The sequence below is a fragment of the Corallococcus sp. BB11-1 genome (assembly GCF_026626625.1).
Taxonomy (GTDB): domain Bacteria; phylum Myxococcota; class Myxococcia; order Myxococcales; family Myxococcaceae; genus Corallococcus; species Corallococcus soli.
Map to the genome: position 1 here is coordinate 125159 of NZ_JAPNJY010000031.1, position 15000 is coordinate 140158.

At 70.9% G+C, this 15000-nt stretch carries 15 protein-coding genes; 3 read left to right on the top strand and 12 right to left on the bottom strand.

Features of this window, described 5'->3' with window-relative positions:
* Positions 1–67: 67 nt before the first annotated feature.
* On the bottom strand, positions 68–1045 hold the full coding sequence (locus OV207_RS26560) for a GNAT family N-acetyltransferase (RefSeq protein WP_267557896.1): 978 nt from the start codon (positions 1043–1045) through the stop codon (positions 68–70).
* A gap of 114 nt (positions 1046–1159) precedes the next feature.
* Here OV207_RS26560 and OV207_RS26565 point away from each other — a divergent pair, with 114 nt between their 5' ends.
* Positions 1160–1750: a cytochrome c oxidase assembly factor Coa1 family protein gene (locus OV207_RS26565; RefSeq protein ID WP_267557897.1), complete on the top strand. Its 591-nt coding sequence runs from the start codon at positions 1160–1162 to the stop codon at positions 1748–1750.
* 91 nt (positions 1751–1841) lie between these two features.
* On the opposite strand, the gene OV207_RS26570 is transcribed toward OV207_RS26565, so the two are convergent.
* The 3 genes from OV207_RS26570 to OV207_RS26580 form a co-directional block, all read right to left on the bottom strand.
* Positions 1842–2807: an electron transfer flavoprotein subunit alpha/FixB family protein gene (locus OV207_RS26570; RefSeq protein WP_193349105.1), complete on the bottom strand. Its 966-nt coding sequence runs from the start codon at positions 2805–2807 to the stop codon at positions 1842–1844.
* A gap of 42 nt (positions 2808–2849) precedes the next feature.
* Positions 2850–3647 carry an electron transfer flavoprotein subunit beta/FixA family protein gene (locus OV207_RS26575; protein WP_193349104.1) on the bottom strand — a complete coding sequence of 266 codons (798 nt, stop codon included), beginning with the start codon at positions 3645–3647 and terminating at the stop codon, positions 2850–2852.
* A 163-nt stretch (positions 3648–3810) separates the two neighbouring features.
* Positions 3811–4947, bottom strand: a complete 1137-nt coding sequence (locus OV207_RS26580; RefSeq protein ID WP_193349103.1) for an acyl-CoA dehydrogenase family protein — start codon at positions 4945–4947, stop codon at positions 3811–3813.
* Positions 4948–5198: 251 nt separating this feature from the next.
* Here OV207_RS26580 and OV207_RS26585 point away from each other — a divergent pair, with 251 nt between their 5' ends.
* Positions 5199–7106 (top strand): hypothetical protein, encoded by a 1908-nt coding sequence (locus tag OV207_RS26585; protein WP_267557898.1) that lies wholly within the window; start codon positions 5199–5201, stop codon positions 7104–7106.
* 99 nt (positions 7107–7205) lie between these two features.
* On the opposite strand, the gene fsa is transcribed toward OV207_RS26585, so the two are convergent.
* Positions 7206–7859 (bottom strand): fructose-6-phosphate aldolase, encoded by a 654-nt coding sequence (fsa, locus tag OV207_RS26590; RefSeq protein WP_193349101.1) that lies wholly within the window; start codon positions 7857–7859, stop codon positions 7206–7208.
* Positions 7860–8014: 155 nt separating this feature from the next.
* Here fsa and OV207_RS26595 point away from each other — a divergent pair, with 155 nt between their 5' ends.
* Positions 8015–9085: a KpsF/GutQ family sugar-phosphate isomerase gene (locus OV207_RS26595; RefSeq protein WP_267557899.1), complete on the top strand. Its 1071-nt coding sequence runs from the start codon at positions 8015–8017 to the stop codon at positions 9083–9085.
* 31 nt (positions 9086–9116) lie between these two features.
* Here OV207_RS26595 and OV207_RS26600 read toward each other — a convergent pair whose 3' ends face one another.
* The 7 genes from OV207_RS26600 to OV207_RS26630 are packed head-to-tail and all read right to left on the bottom strand — an operon-like array spanning position 9117 to position 15000.
* On the bottom strand, positions 9117–10463 hold the full coding sequence (locus OV207_RS26600; protein ID WP_267557900.1) for a tetratricopeptide repeat protein: 1347 nt from the start codon (positions 10461–10463) through the stop codon (positions 9117–9119).
* Positions 10460–10999, bottom strand: coding sequence for a 2-amino-4-hydroxy-6-hydroxymethyldihydropteridine diphosphokinase (gene folK / locus OV207_RS26605; protein WP_193349098.1), 540 nt, complete (start codon positions 10997–10999; stop codon positions 10460–10462). The genes OV207_RS26600 and folK overlap by 4 nt, the downstream gene beginning before the upstream one ends.
* Positions 10996–11763 carry a fumarylacetoacetate hydrolase family protein gene (locus tag OV207_RS26610; protein WP_193349097.1) on the bottom strand — a complete coding sequence of 256 codons (768 nt, stop codon included), beginning with the start codon at positions 11761–11763 and terminating at the stop codon, positions 10996–10998. Before OV207_RS26610 ends, folK begins: the two co-directional genes overlap by 4 nt.
* Positions 11760–12578, bottom strand: coding sequence for a 4-hydroxy-tetrahydrodipicolinate reductase (gene dapB / locus OV207_RS26615; protein WP_193349095.1), 819 nt, complete (start codon positions 12576–12578; stop codon positions 11760–11762). The genes OV207_RS26610 and dapB overlap by 4 nt, the downstream gene beginning before the upstream one ends.
* A 46-nt stretch (positions 12579–12624) precedes the next feature.
* On the bottom strand, positions 12625–13512 hold the full coding sequence (dapA, locus tag OV207_RS26620) for a 4-hydroxy-tetrahydrodipicolinate synthase (protein WP_193349093.1): 888 nt from the start codon (positions 13510–13512) through the stop codon (positions 12625–12627).
* Between the two features lie 16 nt (positions 13513–13528).
* Complete coding sequence (gene lysA, locus OV207_RS26625) at positions 13529–14770, bottom strand: diaminopimelate decarboxylase (protein WP_267557901.1); 1242 nt, start codon at positions 14768–14770, stop codon at positions 13529–13531.
* The gene (locus OV207_RS26630; RefSeq protein WP_267557902.1) at positions 14767–15000 is read right to left on the bottom strand and encodes a hypothetical protein; all 234 of its coding nucleotides are present in this window, start codon (positions 14998–15000) and stop codon (positions 14767–14769) included. Before OV207_RS26630 ends, lysA begins: the two co-directional genes overlap by 4 nt.

Sequence of the window (15000 nt, forward strand, 5' to 3'; positions counted from 1 at the left end):
AAGAAGCGCGCCACGCCGGGGAGCTTTTGGCCCAGGCGGCAGCAGGAGCGCAACCCCCGGGCCGCGCTCACGCCGAAAGCGCGCGGATCAGCACGACCAGGCGCTTGCTGCCGCCCGCCGCGTCCCACTGCTGGTTCGTCGCCGTCGTCAGCGCGGCCGGCGCGGGATGGAAGTCCAGGCCCCGGAAGGTCCGCAGCGAGGCGGTGTTGTCCTCGTCGATGTCGGCGTGGACGCGCTCCGCGCCCTGGCGCCGGGCCTCCTCCACCAGACAGCGCACCAGGGCGGAGGCCACCCCCATGCGCCGCCCCCGGGGGGACACCACCAGCGAGCGCACCCAGAGGCCGTCCAGCGCCAGCCCCTCCTGGCGGTAGTCGTCCACCCAGGCGAAGCCGAACAGGCGGCCCTGGGCGTCGAAGGCCCCCGCCGCCGCCCCCACCCGCCGCTCCTGTGGCAGGCCCCAGCGGTCGCGCAGCTGGCGGCGCAGGAAGGTGCCGGACACCACCAGCCGCTCCGTCGCGAAGGCGAGCAGCGCGTCCAGGTCGTCCTGGCGCACCAGCCTTGTCTCCAGCGGCCCCACGAAGTGGCGGCGCAGGGGCTTCGTCCACCCGGAGAACAGGTCGCGCAGGTGTCGGAACACCGCGCGCGCCGCGGGCTGCGTCCACACGCCGGACAGCGCCCGCTGCGTCAGGTACAGCGCCGGCCGGGTGGGCCGGGGCAGCCGCAGCACCAGCGCCCCGCGCTTGAGCGCGACCACCCGTCCCACCAGCTCCCCTCCCGGCGCGGGGGGGCCTCCCAGCAGGGGCTCCGTCACCCAGGGTTCAATGGAGAGCACCACCTGGGCGGCGAGCCGGGGCCCATGCCGCACGAGCGCCACGTCCCCGCGCGCCAGCCGCTCCGGCCCGCAGCGCAGCAGGCGGACGGCGTCCCCGCTGCGCAGGAGCGGATAGAGGCTCCGCCCCATGCCGCGCACCCACAGCCGGTGGCCAGAGGGCAGCGCCGCAAGCAGGTCCGCGAGCTCGGCCGTCGAGACGCCACCAGTGGGCATGGCGGGCACTCTGTCATGAAGGCGCCTTGGGGACAGGTTCCGCGACACATCCCCCACCCCGGCTTCGTCCGGAACCGGCTATGACACGGCCCGACGCCAAGGCCAGGAGGGCCCATGCCGACGATGCCCGAGGGTGACTACGCGCCCGTACCCCGCCAGGGGTGGTGGAACCGGAACTGGAAGTGGGCCGTGCCGGTGGGGTGCCTGGGCCTGATGGGCTCGTGCGTGTGCTTCGTCGCCATCGCCATCGGCTATGGCTACACGTCCTTCCGGGACATGGGCGCGTACACGGACGCGCTCGCCCTGGCGCAGGAGGACCCCCAGGTGCAGAAGGCCCTGGGCTCCCCCTTCAAGCCGGGCTTCCCCAGCAACACCCAGGTGAGCACCACCAACGGCCGCACCCACGCGACCTTCGTCGTGCCGCTGGACGGGCCCAGGGCGGACGGCACCCTGCACGCCGTGGCCGACAAGAGCGGCGAGGCGTGGACCTTCCGCACCCTCTACGTGGAGCTGGCGGACGGCGGCCGCGTGGACCTGCTGGACACGGAGGCGCCCGACGACGCCCCGGACGCACTGCCGGAGGACCTGGACCCGGAGGAGCCGGACGACGTGCCGGAGCTGGACGACCTGGAACCGGGGGCCCCCGCCGCCCCGCTGCCCCCGCCGGAGAAGAAGCCCGGCCGCGACAGCGACATCGACCTGTAGGACGCACGAAGGGCGCGCTGACCGGGGATGCCCTCCCGGCCCGACGCGCCCTTCGCGGTGCTTCACCGCCCGCTCCGCGAGGAGCGGAGGCCTACTTCAGCTTCTGGATGCCTTCGCGCAGCGCGGGCAGGACCTTGAAGAGGTCCTCCACGAGGCCGTAGTCGGCCACCTGGAAGATGGGCGCCTCCGGATCCTTGTTGATGGCGACGATGGTCTTGGAACTCTTCATGCCGGCCAGGTGCTGGATGGCGCCGCTGATGCCCGCGGCGATGTACAGCTTGGGCGCGACGACCTTGCCCGTCTGGCCCACCTGGTAGTCGTTGGGCACCCAGCCCGCGTCGCACACCGCGCGGGACGCGCCCACCGCGGCGCCCAGCAGGTCCGCCAGCGCTTCGACCTCCTTGAAGTCGCCCTTGGTGCCGCGACCGCCGGACACCACCACGCTCGCCTCGGTCAGCTCCGGGCGCGCGCTCTTCACTTCGTTGAAGCTGACGAACTTCGTCTTGCTGGCCTCCAGCTTGGGCTGGAAGGTCTTCACCTCCGCGGCGCCCTGGCCCGGGGTGGCGGCCGGGAACTCCGTGGCGCGGATGCTGATGACCTGCACCGGCGTGTTCAGCTTCACCTCCGCGAACACGTTGCCGGCCCACATGGGGCGCGTGAAGGTGATGTCCGCGCCAGCGCCGTTGATGGCGGTGATGTCGGTGGCCATGGCGGCCTTCAGCCGGGCGGCGACGCGCGGCAGCAGGTCCTTGCCCTGCGCCGTGGAGGCCGCGCCGATGAAGGTGGCCTTCAGCTCCTGCGCGAGCGCGGCGATGACGGGGGCGTAGACCTCCGCCAGGTAGTGCTCCAGCTCCGGGGCGGCGGCCGTGTGGACGGCCTTGGCGCCGGTGCCGGCGAGCTCCCCGGCGACCTTCGAGGGGTCCTTGGACAAGAGGACGAGGTGCAGCTCCCCGCCGGACTTCTCCGCGAGCTGCTTGCCCGCGGCGATGGCGTTGAGGGAGGCCTTGCGCAGGTTTCCGTCCGGCTGCTGCTCGGCGACGATGAGGACGATGGACATGGGTCTGTCTCCGGAATCTCTAGGTTGGCAAGGATGCGGCGCTCAGACGACCTTCGCCTCGTTGTGCAGCTTCTCCACCAGGGTGGCCACGTCCGGCACCTTGATGCCCGCCTTGCGCGCCGGGGGCGACGACAGCTTCAGCACCTGGATCTTCGGCGCCACGTCCACGCCCAGCCCGGCCGGCGTCAGCTCCTCGATGGGCTTGCTCTTGGCCTTCATGATGCCCGGCAGGCTCGCGTAGCGCGGCTGGTTCAGGCGCAGGTCCGTGGTCACGATGGCCGGCAGCTGGACCTCCAACGTGGCCAGGCCGTTGTCCACTTCGCGCACCACCTGCACGCTCTTCTTGTCCGCGGACACCACCACCGCGGGCTGCTTGTTCTTCTCCTCGGCGCTCTCCAGCGACTCCACCTTGGAGGCGAACGTCGCCTGGCCCCAGCCCAGGAACTCGGCCAGGTACTGGCCCACCTGGTTCTGGTCGTCGTCGATGGACTGCTTGCCCAGGAGGACGATGTCCGGCTTCTCCTTCTCCGCGACCTTCTGGAGCAGGCCCGCGATGCCCAGCTGATCCAGCGGCCCCGTGTGGTTCACCCACACGGCGCGGTTGGCGCCCATGGCCAGCGCGTGGCGCAGCTGCTCCTGCACCTCCTTGCCGCCGATGGAGACCACCACCACCTCGCCGGTGTGCTTCGCCGCGAGGCGCAGGCCCTCTTCCACGCCGATTTCGTCGAAGGGGTTGATCTTGTACTTCAGCCCCTCCTTCACGATGTCCGAGCCGTCCGGCTTCACCTTGATCTTCGACTCAGGGTCTTCCACGCGCTTGGCGGTGACGAGAATCTTCACGGCGGGCTTCTCCTCTGTGGGGAGTGCTTGAAAAGTGGGTCGGCTGCTTCCGGCACTCAGGACGCGGCGTCCAGTTGACGCGCCGCGCATCAGGGCCGGAGTAATAGACATCCGTACAGCGCGGCGGCAACTTGAAAGCCCCACCGCGCGCAGTTTTGCTTTTCTACCTGAACAGTTCCTTCGCGATGACCAGCCGCTGCACCTGGCTGGTGCCCTCGTAGACCTGGATGAGCTTGGCGTCGCGCATCAGCTTCTCCACCGGGTAGTCCTTCATGTAGCCGTAGCCGCCGTAGACCTGCACGGCGTCGGTGGCGACCTTCATGGCCATGTCCGCGGCGAAGCACTTCGCATAGCTGGACTGCAGGGTGTTGCGCTGTCCCTCATCCAGCACCCAGGCGCTCTCCCAGGTGAGCAGGCGCGCGGCGTGGGTGTTCATGGCCATGTCGGCCAGCATGAACTGCACGCCCTGGTGCTCGCGGATGGGCTTGCCGAAGGTCTGGCGCTGGGCGGAGTACTCCAGCGAGTACTCCAGCGCCGCGCGGGCGATGCCCACCGACAGGCTGGCGGTGAGCGGGCGGCTGTTGTCCAGCGTCGCCATGGCGACCTTGAAGCCCTCCCCCTCCTCGCCGATGCGGTTGGCCACCGGGACGCGGACCTCGTCGAAGTTGACCGTCACCGTGTTGCTGGCCCGCTGGCCCATCTTGTTCTCGTGCTTGCCGGTGGAAACACCCTGCGGCCGGCCCTCCACGACGAAGCAGGTGATGCCCTTGTGCTTCTTGCCCTTGTCCAGCGTGGCGAACACGGTGAACTGATCCGCGTAGCCGCCGTTGGTGATGAAGCACTTGGTGCCGTTGAGGACGTACTCGTCCCCTTCGCGGCGCGCGGTGGTGCTCATGGCCGCCACGTCGGAGCCCGCGCTGGGCTCCGTGAGGCAGAAGGAGCTGAACTTCAGCTTCTGCCCGAACCCGGAGAGCAGCCGCTTCTTCTGGTCCTCCGTGCCGTGCAGGATGATGGGCAGGTTGGCCAGGTCGTTGGCGATGATGGACGTGGCCACGCCCGCGCAGCCCCACGCCAGCTCCTCGCAGACGATGACCTGCTCCAGGTGCGACAGGCCGCCGCCGCCGTACTCGGACGGGATGGCCATGTTGAGCAGGCCCAGTTCGAAGGCCGTGGACAGCAGGTCGCGGGGAAACTCGGAGGTCTCGTCGTAGTGGGCGGCCTTGGGGCGCACCACTTCGCGGGCGTACTTGCGAGCGGCATCCTGCAACGCACGCTGGGACTCGGTGAGCTGGAATTCCATGGGGCGGATCCTCGGGTTGATTCAAATATCAACGCGTCTTCCTGCCATACCGCTCCCGTCGCCGGACCGCCAGTCCCGAGGCGTGAATAAAGCGACAGGCCGCACGTCCCCCCGGGCGTCCCCAAGGCGCCCGGCGGCCCCCGTCCGTCCGCTGCCCGTTTGTGCAGCAGGGGACCTTTCCACTAAAAGGACCTTTCCCTGGAGGGGGTAACTCCCACATGCACAATTCATTGAAATTCGCGGGCGCGTTCTTGCTGGCCCTTGGCCTGGCGGCCTGCCCGGGCAACGACGACGACGACGAGCCCGGCCAGCCGGTCCTGCGCATCACGCCGAATCCGGCCACCATCACCGATGATGGGCAGACGAGCACCCTGTCCATCACCGCGCTCGACAAGGATGGGAACCCCGGCACGGGCTCCGTCAACCTGACGGCGGCCGCGGGCGTGGTGGACAGCGAGAGCGGGGTTGGCTTCAAGGCCAAGTCGTTCGACCTGGTGGACGGCAAGCTGAGCACGACGTTCCGCTGCGAGAAGACGGTCGACGCCAACTGCGCCGGGGCCGTGACCGTCACCGGCGTCTGGGGTGATGTGACCAAGACCGCCACCATCACCGTCAGGGCGCCGGGCTCCACGCCGGTCGACGGCGGCACGCAGGGTGACGGCGGAACGAAGACGGACGGCGGCACGCCGGACGGCGGCCCCGTGGCGAGCGACCCGGCCGAGGTCTCGTTCGTCTCCAGCACCAAGGAGAAGCTGGGCATCCTGTCGTCCAACATCGACACGTCGACGCTGGTCACGTTCAAGGTGGTGGACCTCAACCGCGTGGGCGTCCCCAACACCAAGGTGAACTTCACGGTGACGGGCGCGGGCGGCACCATCCTGCTGCCGACCTCCGCCACGACCAACAACTCGGGACTGGTCAGCACCACGCTCCAGTCGGGCAATGAGGTGGGCTTCGCCATCGTGCAGGCGTCCGTGGACGGCAAGGAGCTGGCGGCCAACTCCAAGAGCATCTCCATCAGCGGGGCCCGGGCCTCGGACGACAACTTCGTGGTCCAGTGCGCGGCGATCAACCTGGCCGCCAACGCGTCGGAGACGCCGCCCCGCTCGGACCTGAACACCACGTGCAGCGCGCAGCTGAGCGACCGGTTCAACAACCCGGTGGTCATCGACCCGAAGGTGAACTGGTACACGGAGGCCGGCAGCGTGGACAAGTCGACGGCGCCCACCACCCAGGCGCCCGGCCTCGTCACCACGAAGTTCTACACCTCCGGCGACTGGCCGCCGAAGGAAGTCAGCCCGCTGGTGGGCGAGCCGGACCATGGCGGCAACAACCCCCGCGACATGCTCGTCACCATCATCGCGGTCACCCCCGGTGAGGAGTCCTTCTACGACGGCTCCGGCGCGTCCAACGGCAACAAGAACGGCAAGTGGGATCCGGGCGAGTGGTTCGTGGACCTGCCCGAGCCCTTCGTCGACTCCAACGACAACGGCCTGTACGACTCGGGTGAGAAGTTCATCGACACCGAGCGGCTCAACTGCGCCACGGGCCAGCGCGCCCAGCCGAACGGCGCCTGGGACGGACCCAACGGCTGCTGGGACGGCGACACGCAGCTGTGGCACTCCACCCACATCGTCTACACGGGCTTCTCCTCCGTGGTGGGCGCGCCCATCGTGACGTTCTCGCCGGACCCGGGCACGGCGGGCTTCGACGTCCCCAAGAATGGAGAGATCAGCTTCGGCGTGCGCGTGGCGGACCCCTACGGCAACCAACTGTCGCCGGACACGGCCAACATCACCGCCGCCGTCACCACGAGCAAGGGCACCGTCACCGTCACGGAGAAGGACGCCACGCTGAACTCGCGCGTCTACGGCATGACCATCACGCACGAGCGCCGTGAGGTGGAGCCCGCCGCCGGACAGCCGGGCTACAAGGACGTGGGCCCCTGCAACATCAACAAGACCGTCACGGAGACGGTGGCCTCCAAGGCCTGGTGCCAGTGGCGCTACACCGTCTCCACCTTCCGGGACGGCAACACCGCCTCGGTGCGTATCAAAGGAGCCTCGGACACTGCCGGCCCCTCCACGGGCAGGGTGAATGTCACCTTCGGCAACACCCGCAGTTCGACCACCGTCTCCCGCGACCTGATCGTGCAGTAACGGCAGGAACAGTCCCCGGCAGGAAACAGGACGGCCGCCGTGCTCCCGGAAGCGAAGGGAGTCCGGCGGCCGTCGTGCGTCGTGCGGTGAAGCTGGCGACTACTTGCCCTGCTTGGGAACCTTCTCCCAGTCCGCGAGGAACTTCTGGATGCCGCTGTCGGTGAGCGGGTGGTTCGCCAGCTGGGTGATGACGTTGTAGGGCAGCGTGGCGACATCCGCGCCCAGGCGCGCGGCCTGGAGCACGTGCACGGGGTTGCGCACGCTGGCCACCAGCACCTGCGTGGTGAAGTCGTAGTTCTGGTAGATCTCCAGGATGTGGGCGATGAGCTCCATGCCGTCCTGGGAGATGTCGTCCAGCCGGCCCACGAAGGGCGACACGTACGTGGCCCCCGCCTTGGCGCACAGCAGCGCCTGGTTGGCGGAGAAGCACAGCGTGACGTTGGTGCGGATGCCCTCGGCGGTGAGCGCCTTGACGGCCTTCATGCCCTCCACGCCCATGGGAATCTTCACGACGACGTTGTCGTGGATCTTCGCCAGGGTCTTCCCCTCCTGGATGAGCGCCGGGGCCTCCAGCGAGACGCACTCCGCGCTGATGGGCCCGTCCACGATGGAGCAGATTTCGCGGATGGTCTCCTCCAGCCCGCGGCCGACCTTGGCCAAGAGCGACGGGTTGGTGGTGACGCCGTCCACGCAGCCCATGGCGTGCGCCTTGCGGATTTCCCCGACGTCCGCGCTGTCGATGAAGAACTTCATTCCGTCCCCTCCGTCATGAGTGGTGCAGCAGGTGGTGCGCAAAGGCCTCCCCGACCGCGGGCGGCCGGGCGAGCAGGCCGTAGCCGATGCCCCCCCATGCGTCAAGGATGGCCACCCGGGCGAAGGCTGGAGTAGAGGTAGCGCCAAGGAAGCCCATGGCCCGCGCCCCCCGCTCCACCGCCAAGAAGCCCCGCCTGCGCGCCCTCCCCGGCCGCGCGTCCGCAGGTTCCGAACCCGCCCGTGCCCGCGACGCTGACGCGGAGGCCACGCTCGCGTACGCGCGCGGCGTGCTGGAGGCGGAGGCGCGCGCCATCCTCGGCGTCACCGAGCGGCTGGGGGACGCGTTCCTCCACGCCCTGCACCTGGTGCGCGACTGCACGGGCCAGGTGGTGGTGACGGGCATGGGGAAGGCGGGCCACATCGGACAGAAGCTGTCCTCCACGCTGGCGTCCACCGGCGTGCGCTCCGTGTTCCTGCACCCCGCGGAGGCCGTGCACGGCGACCTGGGCCGCGTGGGCCAGGGCGACGTCATCCTCGCCCTGTCCAACAGCGGCAGCACGGAGGAGCTGCTGCGGCTGTTGCCCCTGTTCAAGCGCATGGGCACGCCCGTCGTCGCGCTCACCGGGGACGCGGACAGCGCGCTCGCCAGGGGCGCGGACGTGGTGCTGGACATCGGCCGCATCGAAGAGGCGTGTCCCATGGGGCTCGTGCCCACCGCCTCCACCGCCGCGCTGCACGCGGTGGGTGACGCGCTGGCCATGACGCTGCTGCGCTCGCGGCCCTTCGGGCGGGACGACTACGCGCTGCTGCACCCGGGCGGGAAGCTGGGGCGCTCCGTGCTGCGCGTCTTCGAACTGATGCGCACCGGCCGCGCCAACCCGCTGGTGCTGGACACCGCGCGGCTGTCCGAAGCGGTGGTGGTGATGACCAACACGCCGGGCCGGCCGGGCGCCGCGTGCGTGGTGGACAAGGACGGGATGCTGGAGGGCATCTTCACCGACGGAGATTTGCGCCGGCTGGTGGAGCGGGGGCACCAGGACTTCGAGGTGCCGGTGCGCCAGGTGATGGGCAAGCGCCCGCGCTGCATCACCCCGGAGACGCTGGTGCTCACCGCCGCCGCGCAGATGCGCGAGCTGAAGGTGGACCAGCTCCCCGTGGTGGACGTCGAGGGCCGCGCGGTGGGCCTGCTCGACGTCCAGGACCTGCTGGCCGCGAAGTTCGTCTAGGGAAGCCTCCGGGGGGGAAGCCTCCGGGCCGCTACCGCGACAGCTTCGCCTGGAGCGCGGCCTTGTTCGGGTAGTCGGGCGCGTCCTGGGACAGCTTCTCCCACAGCGCCTTCGCGCCCTTGGCGTCCCCCTTGGCGAGCAGCGTGTCGCCCAGCTTCTCCACCGCGCTCGCGTCGCCCTGCAGCGCCACGCTCCACACGCGCGCACCCATGGGACGGCCCAGGCCCACCAGCGCCCAGGCCATGCCCGCCTTCGCCCGGCCGTTCTCCGGCTGGAAGGGCACCACGCGGGTGTAGTTGGCCAGGGCCTCCTGGTAGCGGCCGCGCGCCAGGTGCTCCTCGCCCTCGTCCACCAGCTTCGCGAGCCCCGCCTCCAGCTCCGGCGTGCGCTCCGTGTTCTTCACCGCGTCCACCATGTCCGGCGTCAGCGGGCGGGGCGCGTCCGGCGGCATGGCGGCGGCCTGCGCCTGCCCCTGCGCCAGGCGCACGCGGCGGTCCTCGGCGCGCGACGCGAGCCACTTCTTGCGCCCGCCGGCCTTCACCATCTCCTCGATGCGCTGGCTCAGCGCCCGGGCCATGGGCGTGCGCGGGGACTGGGGGAACGTCTCCGCCAGCGTGTCGAAGCCCTCGCGCGCGGTCTTGAGCGCCGGGAGGTTCTCACCCTGCGTCTCGAAGAGCAGCGAGCCCTGGCCGAAGAGGGCCTCCGGGTGCCGGGGCTCCACCTCCAGCACGCGCGCGTAGGCCTTGAGCGCGGCGATGCTGTCACCCTGGAGGTACAGCGCGTTGCCGCGCAAGAGCTCCACGTCCAGCACCGGCTCCAGCGCGGTGCGCGCGCAGGCGGCGGCGCCGGCGGTGTCACCGGACTTCGCGCGCGCCTGCACCGCCGCGTCCATCACGTCCAGCGTCTGGCCGGGCGTGAAGCCGCAGTTCGCGGAGGCCGCATCAGGCATGGCCGCCTTGCCCAGCTTCTTCTTCAGCGCGAGGAACCGCGCGCGCGCGCCCTCCGAGCGGGCCTGCGCCTGCGCCAGGTACGACAGCGCCTCCGCGTTGCGGCCGTTCGTGTAGTAGAGCTTGCCCAGCGACGTGGCGATCTCGAAGGTCTTCTCCCGCTCGCGCAGGCCCTCCGTCGAGTCGAGCTGCTTCATCAGCTCCTCGGCCGACGGCGGCATCTTGTTCGCATCCGACACCGGCGGGTGGCCCTGCGGCAGCGGGGTGCCGGGCGACACGGGGGCGCTCGCGGGCATCGTCGGGTGGCCCTCCGGCAGCGCGGTGGTGGGCGACGCCTGGGTGCCGGGGGGGATGGTGGGGTGACCGGGAGGCAGGGGGGTGGGCTCGGCCGCGAGCAGCGCGGCCGTGGCCAGGGCGAGGGACAGGCTCATAGTTCGTGCACGGGGAAACGGGCGCCCATGTCGGGCCAGCAGAGGGCCTCGCGCTTGCGGACGTCCTGGGGGGCGAGCTTCGAGAGCAGCTCCCGCACCGTCACGCCCAAGACGGGGTGCCGGGCATGCGGGGCCAGCTCCGACAGGGGTTCCAGCGCGAAGCGGCGCTTGTGCAATTCCAGGTGGGGCACCTGGAGGTTGGCGTCCGCGACGACGGAGCGCTCCTCCTCGTCCCACAGGAGGATGTCCAGGTCGATGGTGCGCGGCCCCCAGTGCTGGAGGCGGCGGCGGCCCAGGTCCTGTTCAATGCGCTGCAGGATGCACAGCAGGCGCTGCGGGGACAGGTCGCACTCCAGCGCCACCACGGCGTTGAGGAAGCGCGGCTGCGCGGGGCCCACCGGGGCGCTGTCGTACAGCGACGAGCAGCCCAGCACGGCCGCCGCGTCGATGCGGGACATCGCGGAGAGGGCGGCCACGAGGTGGGCCTCGCGGTCGCCCTCGTTGGAACCCAGACCTACATAGACGGTCGCACTCAAGGCTCCATCTCAACCGGGTTCACCAGGGTTCCGATTCCCTCCAGCTCCACCTCCACCGTGTCCCCCGCCACCAGCACGCCCACCCCGGAGGGGGTGCCCGTGCTCACCAGGTCGCCCGGCAGCAGCGTCATGATGTGGGAGATGAAGGACACCAGGCGGGCGGGACTGAACACCATGTCGGACGTGCGGCCATCCTGACGCACCTGTCCGTTCACCCGGCACACCACCCGCAGGTCCGCGGGGGACAGGCCCGTCACGGCCCAGGGGCCCGCGCAGGCGAAGGTGTCATAGCCCTTGGCGCGGGTGTGCTGGGTCTCCTTGCGCTGGATGTCGCGCGCGGTGACGTCGTTGAAGGCGGTGAGGCCCCAGATGGCGCGCGCGGCGGTGGCCTCGTCGGCGTTCTTCACGCGCTCGCCGATGAGCAGCGCCAGCTCCGCCTCGTGGTGCACCTCCTGGCTCGCCTTCGGGATGCGGATGGGCGAGCCCGGGCCGTTGAGCGCGGTGGAGGGCTTGGTGAAGATGAGCGGTTCGGTGGGGACGGGCTTGCCCATCTCCTCCGCGTGCTTGCGGTAGTTCTGCCCGATGCAGACCACCTTGGACGCGTCCGACGGCACCAGCAGCGTCAGGCCCTTGAGCGACCGGCGCAGCCCCGTCTCCTTGCCCCCGGCCCACGGCGCGGCGGTGAGCACCACCACCTCGGTGCCGTCGACGCGGCCGTGGCTGGCGCGGCCATCGACCTGGAAGCGGCAGTAGCGGGCGGTCATGTCTTCCCCTGGAGGCCGAGCACGTCGGCCATGTCATAGAGCCCCGGCGCACGGCCCGCCACCCAACGCGCGGCCCTGAGCGCCCCCAGGGCGAACTGATCACGATTCGTCGCCCGGTGGGTGAGCTCGATGCGCTCGCCCTCGCCGAAGAAGTACACGGTGTGCTCGCCCACCACGTCCCCGCCGCGCAGCGCCTGCACGCCAATCTCACCCGGCGAACGGGGCCCCGTCTGCCCGTCGCGCACGAACGTGAGGTCGTCGCGCGTGCGCCCCAGGCTCTCCGCGAGCACCTCCGCCAGCTTGAGCGCGGTGCCGCTGGGCGCGTCCTTCTTCATGCGGTGGTGCGCCTCCAGCACCTCCACGTCGAACGAGGGCCCCAGCACGCGCGCCAGCTCCGCGGCCATGCGGATGACCAGGTTCACGCCCACGGACATGTTGGGCGCCGCGACGATGGGCACCCGCCGCGAGCACTCGCGCAGCTCCGCGTCATCCTCCGGCGAGAAGCCCGTGGAGCCCATCACCAGCGGCACGCCGCGCTCGGCGCACGTCCTCGCATGGGCGAGGCTGGCCTGGGGGCCCGTGAAGTCCACCACGACGTCCGCCTTCGACAGCGCCAGCGTGCGGTCCAGGTCGTCCATCAGCAGCACGTCCAGCGCCGAGCCCAGCCGGGCCGCGAGCCCCGCGTCCTGCCCCGCCGCGGCGCTGCCCGGCCGCACCGTGGCGCCCACCACCTGGAGGTCCTTCGCATCCCGCGCCAGGCGAAGCAGCGTGCTGCCCATGCGGCCGGTGCTGCCGGTGATGACGGTGCGGATCATGGCGCGTGTGCTCCAGGGACGGCGAGGGTCCAGCGTGAGACCGCGTTCAGCCCTTCAACAAGTCCAGCTGGAGGAGCGCGCCCTTCAACTTCTCGGCGTTCGCCTCGCCCATGGGCACGAGCGGCAGGCGCACCTCCGGGCCGAACATCCCCATCAGGTGCAGCGCCCACTTCACGGGGATGGGGTTGGACTCCACGAAGAGCAGCCGGTGCAGCGCGTTCATCCGCACCTGGAGCGCTCTCGCCTTCGCGATGTCGCCGCCCCGCGCCGCCGCCACCAGGTCCGCCATCATCCGGGGCGCGACGTTGGAGGACACGGAGATGACGCCCTGGCCACCGCACGCGATGAAGGGCAACACCGTGAAGTCATCACCGGACAGGAGCGTCAGCCGGTCGCCGCACAGCTCCAGCAGGTCCACCGTGCGCGCCAGGTTGCCGGTGGCCTCCTTGAGCGCCACGACCTCCGGGATGTCGCACAGCCGGAGCGCCGTCTCCGGCAGCAGGTCCACGCCCGTGCGGCCCGGCACGTTGTAGGCGATGAGCGGGAAGCCCGGGTGCGCCTTCGCGATGGCGCGGTAGTGCTCCACCATCCCCGCCTGCGTGGGCTTGTTGTAGTAGGGCGTGACGATGAGCGCGCCGTCCGCGCCCGACAGGCGCGCGCGGCGCACGGACTCAATGGTTTCGCGCGTGCTGTTGCTGCCCGCGCCCGCCACCACCGGCACGCGGCCCTTCACCTCGTCCACCACCACGGCGATGGCGGCCGCGCGCTCCTCCGCGTCCATCGTGACGGCCTCGCCCGTGGTGCCCATGGGCAGGAGCACGTCCGTGCCGCCCTCCAGCTGGGCGCGGACCAGGGCCCGGAAGGCCCTCTCGTCCAGCGCCCCATTCAGGAACGGAGTGGCCAGCGCCGTCATGGAGCCTTGGAAGGTCTTCATGTCGGCGCTTATACGTTCAGGCCCGCTCGCCGCGCCAGAGGTCCTCGACGCGCTCGCGCTCGCGCACGACCCGCCACGCCTCCCCGTCCACCAGCACCTCGGCCGGGCGGGGGCGCGAGTTGTAGGTAGAAGCCATGCTCATCCCGTAGGCCCCGGCGCTCATGAAGGCGTACAGGTCGTCCTGGCGGGGGAGCACCAGGGCGCGCGCCTTCGCGAGCACGTCGGTGGACTCACACACCGGCCCCACGACGTCCACCTGCACGTCCTTCCCCCGGCGCTTCACCAGGGGCTGGAGCGCGTGGTGCGCTTCGTAGAGGGCGGGGCGGAGCAGGTCGTTCATTCCCGCGTCCACCACCACGAAGGTGCGCGCCTCGGTGGGCTTGCGGTACAGCACGCGGGTGAGCAGCACGCCCGCGTTGCCCACGAGCGACCGGCCCGGCTCCAAGAGCAGCGTGGCCCCGGTGGGCTTCACCGCGGCCAGCACCGTGCGGGCGTACTCCTGGGGGCTGGGGGGCGTCTCGTCCGAATAGGTGATGCCCAGCCCGCCGCCCACGTCCAGGTACTCCAGCGCGTGGCCCCGGGCCTTGAGCGTGACGTAGAGGTCCGCCACCTTGGTGAGCGCGGCGCGCATGGGCGCCGTGCGCGTGAGCTGCGAGCCGATGTGGCAGTCCAGCCCCAGCGCCTTCACGCCCTTCATCTTCTTCGCGCGGGCGTAGAGGGCGACCGCCTCCTCGAAGGGCACGCCGAACTTGGACGTCTTCAGGCCCGTGGCGATGTAGCGGTGCGTCCGCGCGTCCACGTCCGGATTCACCCGCAGCGCGAAGGGAGCCTGCTGGCCCGCCCTGCGCCCCACGGCATCCAGCGCCTCCAGCTCCTCCGCGCTCTCCACGTTGAAGAGCCGGATGCCGGAGGCGAGCGCCTGGGCCATCTCCGCCGGCGTCTTGCCCACGCCCGCGAACACCGTCTTCGAAGCGTCCCCACCCGCCTGCTTCACGCGGGCCAGCTCGCCGCCGGACACGATGTCGAAGCCGCTGCCCAGCCCCACGAAGAGCTTCAGGATGGCCAGGTTGGAGTTGGCCTTCACCGAATAGCAGATGAGGTGCGGGTGGCCCTGGAAGGCCTCCGTCACCTCGCGGAAGCGCTCCGTGAGGGCCGCGGCGGAGTAGACGTACGTGGGCGTGCCCACCGCGTCCGCGATGGCGGACAGGGGCACCCCTTCCGCGCACAGCACGCCCTTGCGATACGGGAAGGCCGTCATTGCGGACGCCCGGTGTCCGTGGAGGACGGCGGCACCGTGGAGGACGGCGGCACCGTGGGGCCGGAGGGCTCCACGGGTCCGCGCGGCGGCTCCTGCGGGGGCGCCGTCTCCGGGGTGGGCGCGGGCGGCGGCGCCGGCCGGGGGGCGCGGGGGTTGCCCTTGATGCCACACGCCACCAGTCCCAGCGTCAGGACGGCGGCCACACACCACCGGGGAAGGAGTCCGCGCAT

Coding starts and splice junctions, on each gene's coding strand:
- lysA (WP_267557901.1), bottom strand. CDS start 14,770: ATGACGGCCTTCCCGTATCGCAAGGGCGTGCTGTGCGCGGAAGGGGTG.
- OV207_RS26610 (WP_193349097.1), bottom strand. CDS start 11,763: ATGACCGCCCGCTACTGCCGCTTCCAGGTCGATGGCCGCGCCAGCCAC.
- OV207_RS26580 (WP_193349103.1), bottom strand. CDS start 4,947: ATGGAATTCCAGCTCACCGAGTCCCAGCGTGCGTTGCAGGATGCCGCT.
- OV207_RS26595 (WP_267557899.1), top strand. CDS start 8,015: ATGGCCCGCGCCCCCCGCTCCACCGCCAAGAAGCCCCGCCTGCGCGCC.
- OV207_RS26560 (WP_267557896.1), bottom strand. CDS start 1,045: ATGCCCACTGGTGGCGTCTCGACGGCCGAGCTCGCGGACCTGCTTGCG.
- dapB (WP_193349095.1), bottom strand. CDS start 12,578: ATGATCCGCACCGTCATCACCGGCAGCACCGGCCGCATGGGCAGCACG.
- fsa (WP_193349101.1), bottom strand. CDS start 7,859: ATGAAGTTCTTCATCGACAGCGCGGACGTCGGGGAAATCCGCAAGGCG.
- OV207_RS26565 (WP_267557897.1), top strand. CDS start 1,160: ATGCCGACGATGCCCGAGGGTGACTACGCGCCCGTACCCCGCCAGGGG.
- OV207_RS26570 (WP_193349105.1), bottom strand. CDS start 2,807: ATGTCCATCGTCCTCATCGTCGCCGAGCAGCAGCCGGACGGAAACCTG.
- OV207_RS26630 (WP_267557902.1), bottom strand. CDS start 15,000: ATGCGCGGACTCCTTCCCCGGTGGTGTGTGGCCGCCGTCCTGACGCTG.
- dapA (WP_193349093.1), bottom strand. CDS start 13,512: ATGAAGACCTTCCAAGGCTCCATGACGGCGCTGGCCACTCCGTTCCTG.
- OV207_RS26600 (WP_267557900.1), bottom strand. CDS start 10,463: ATGAGCCTGTCCCTCGCCCTGGCCACGGCCGCGCTGCTCGCGGCCGAG.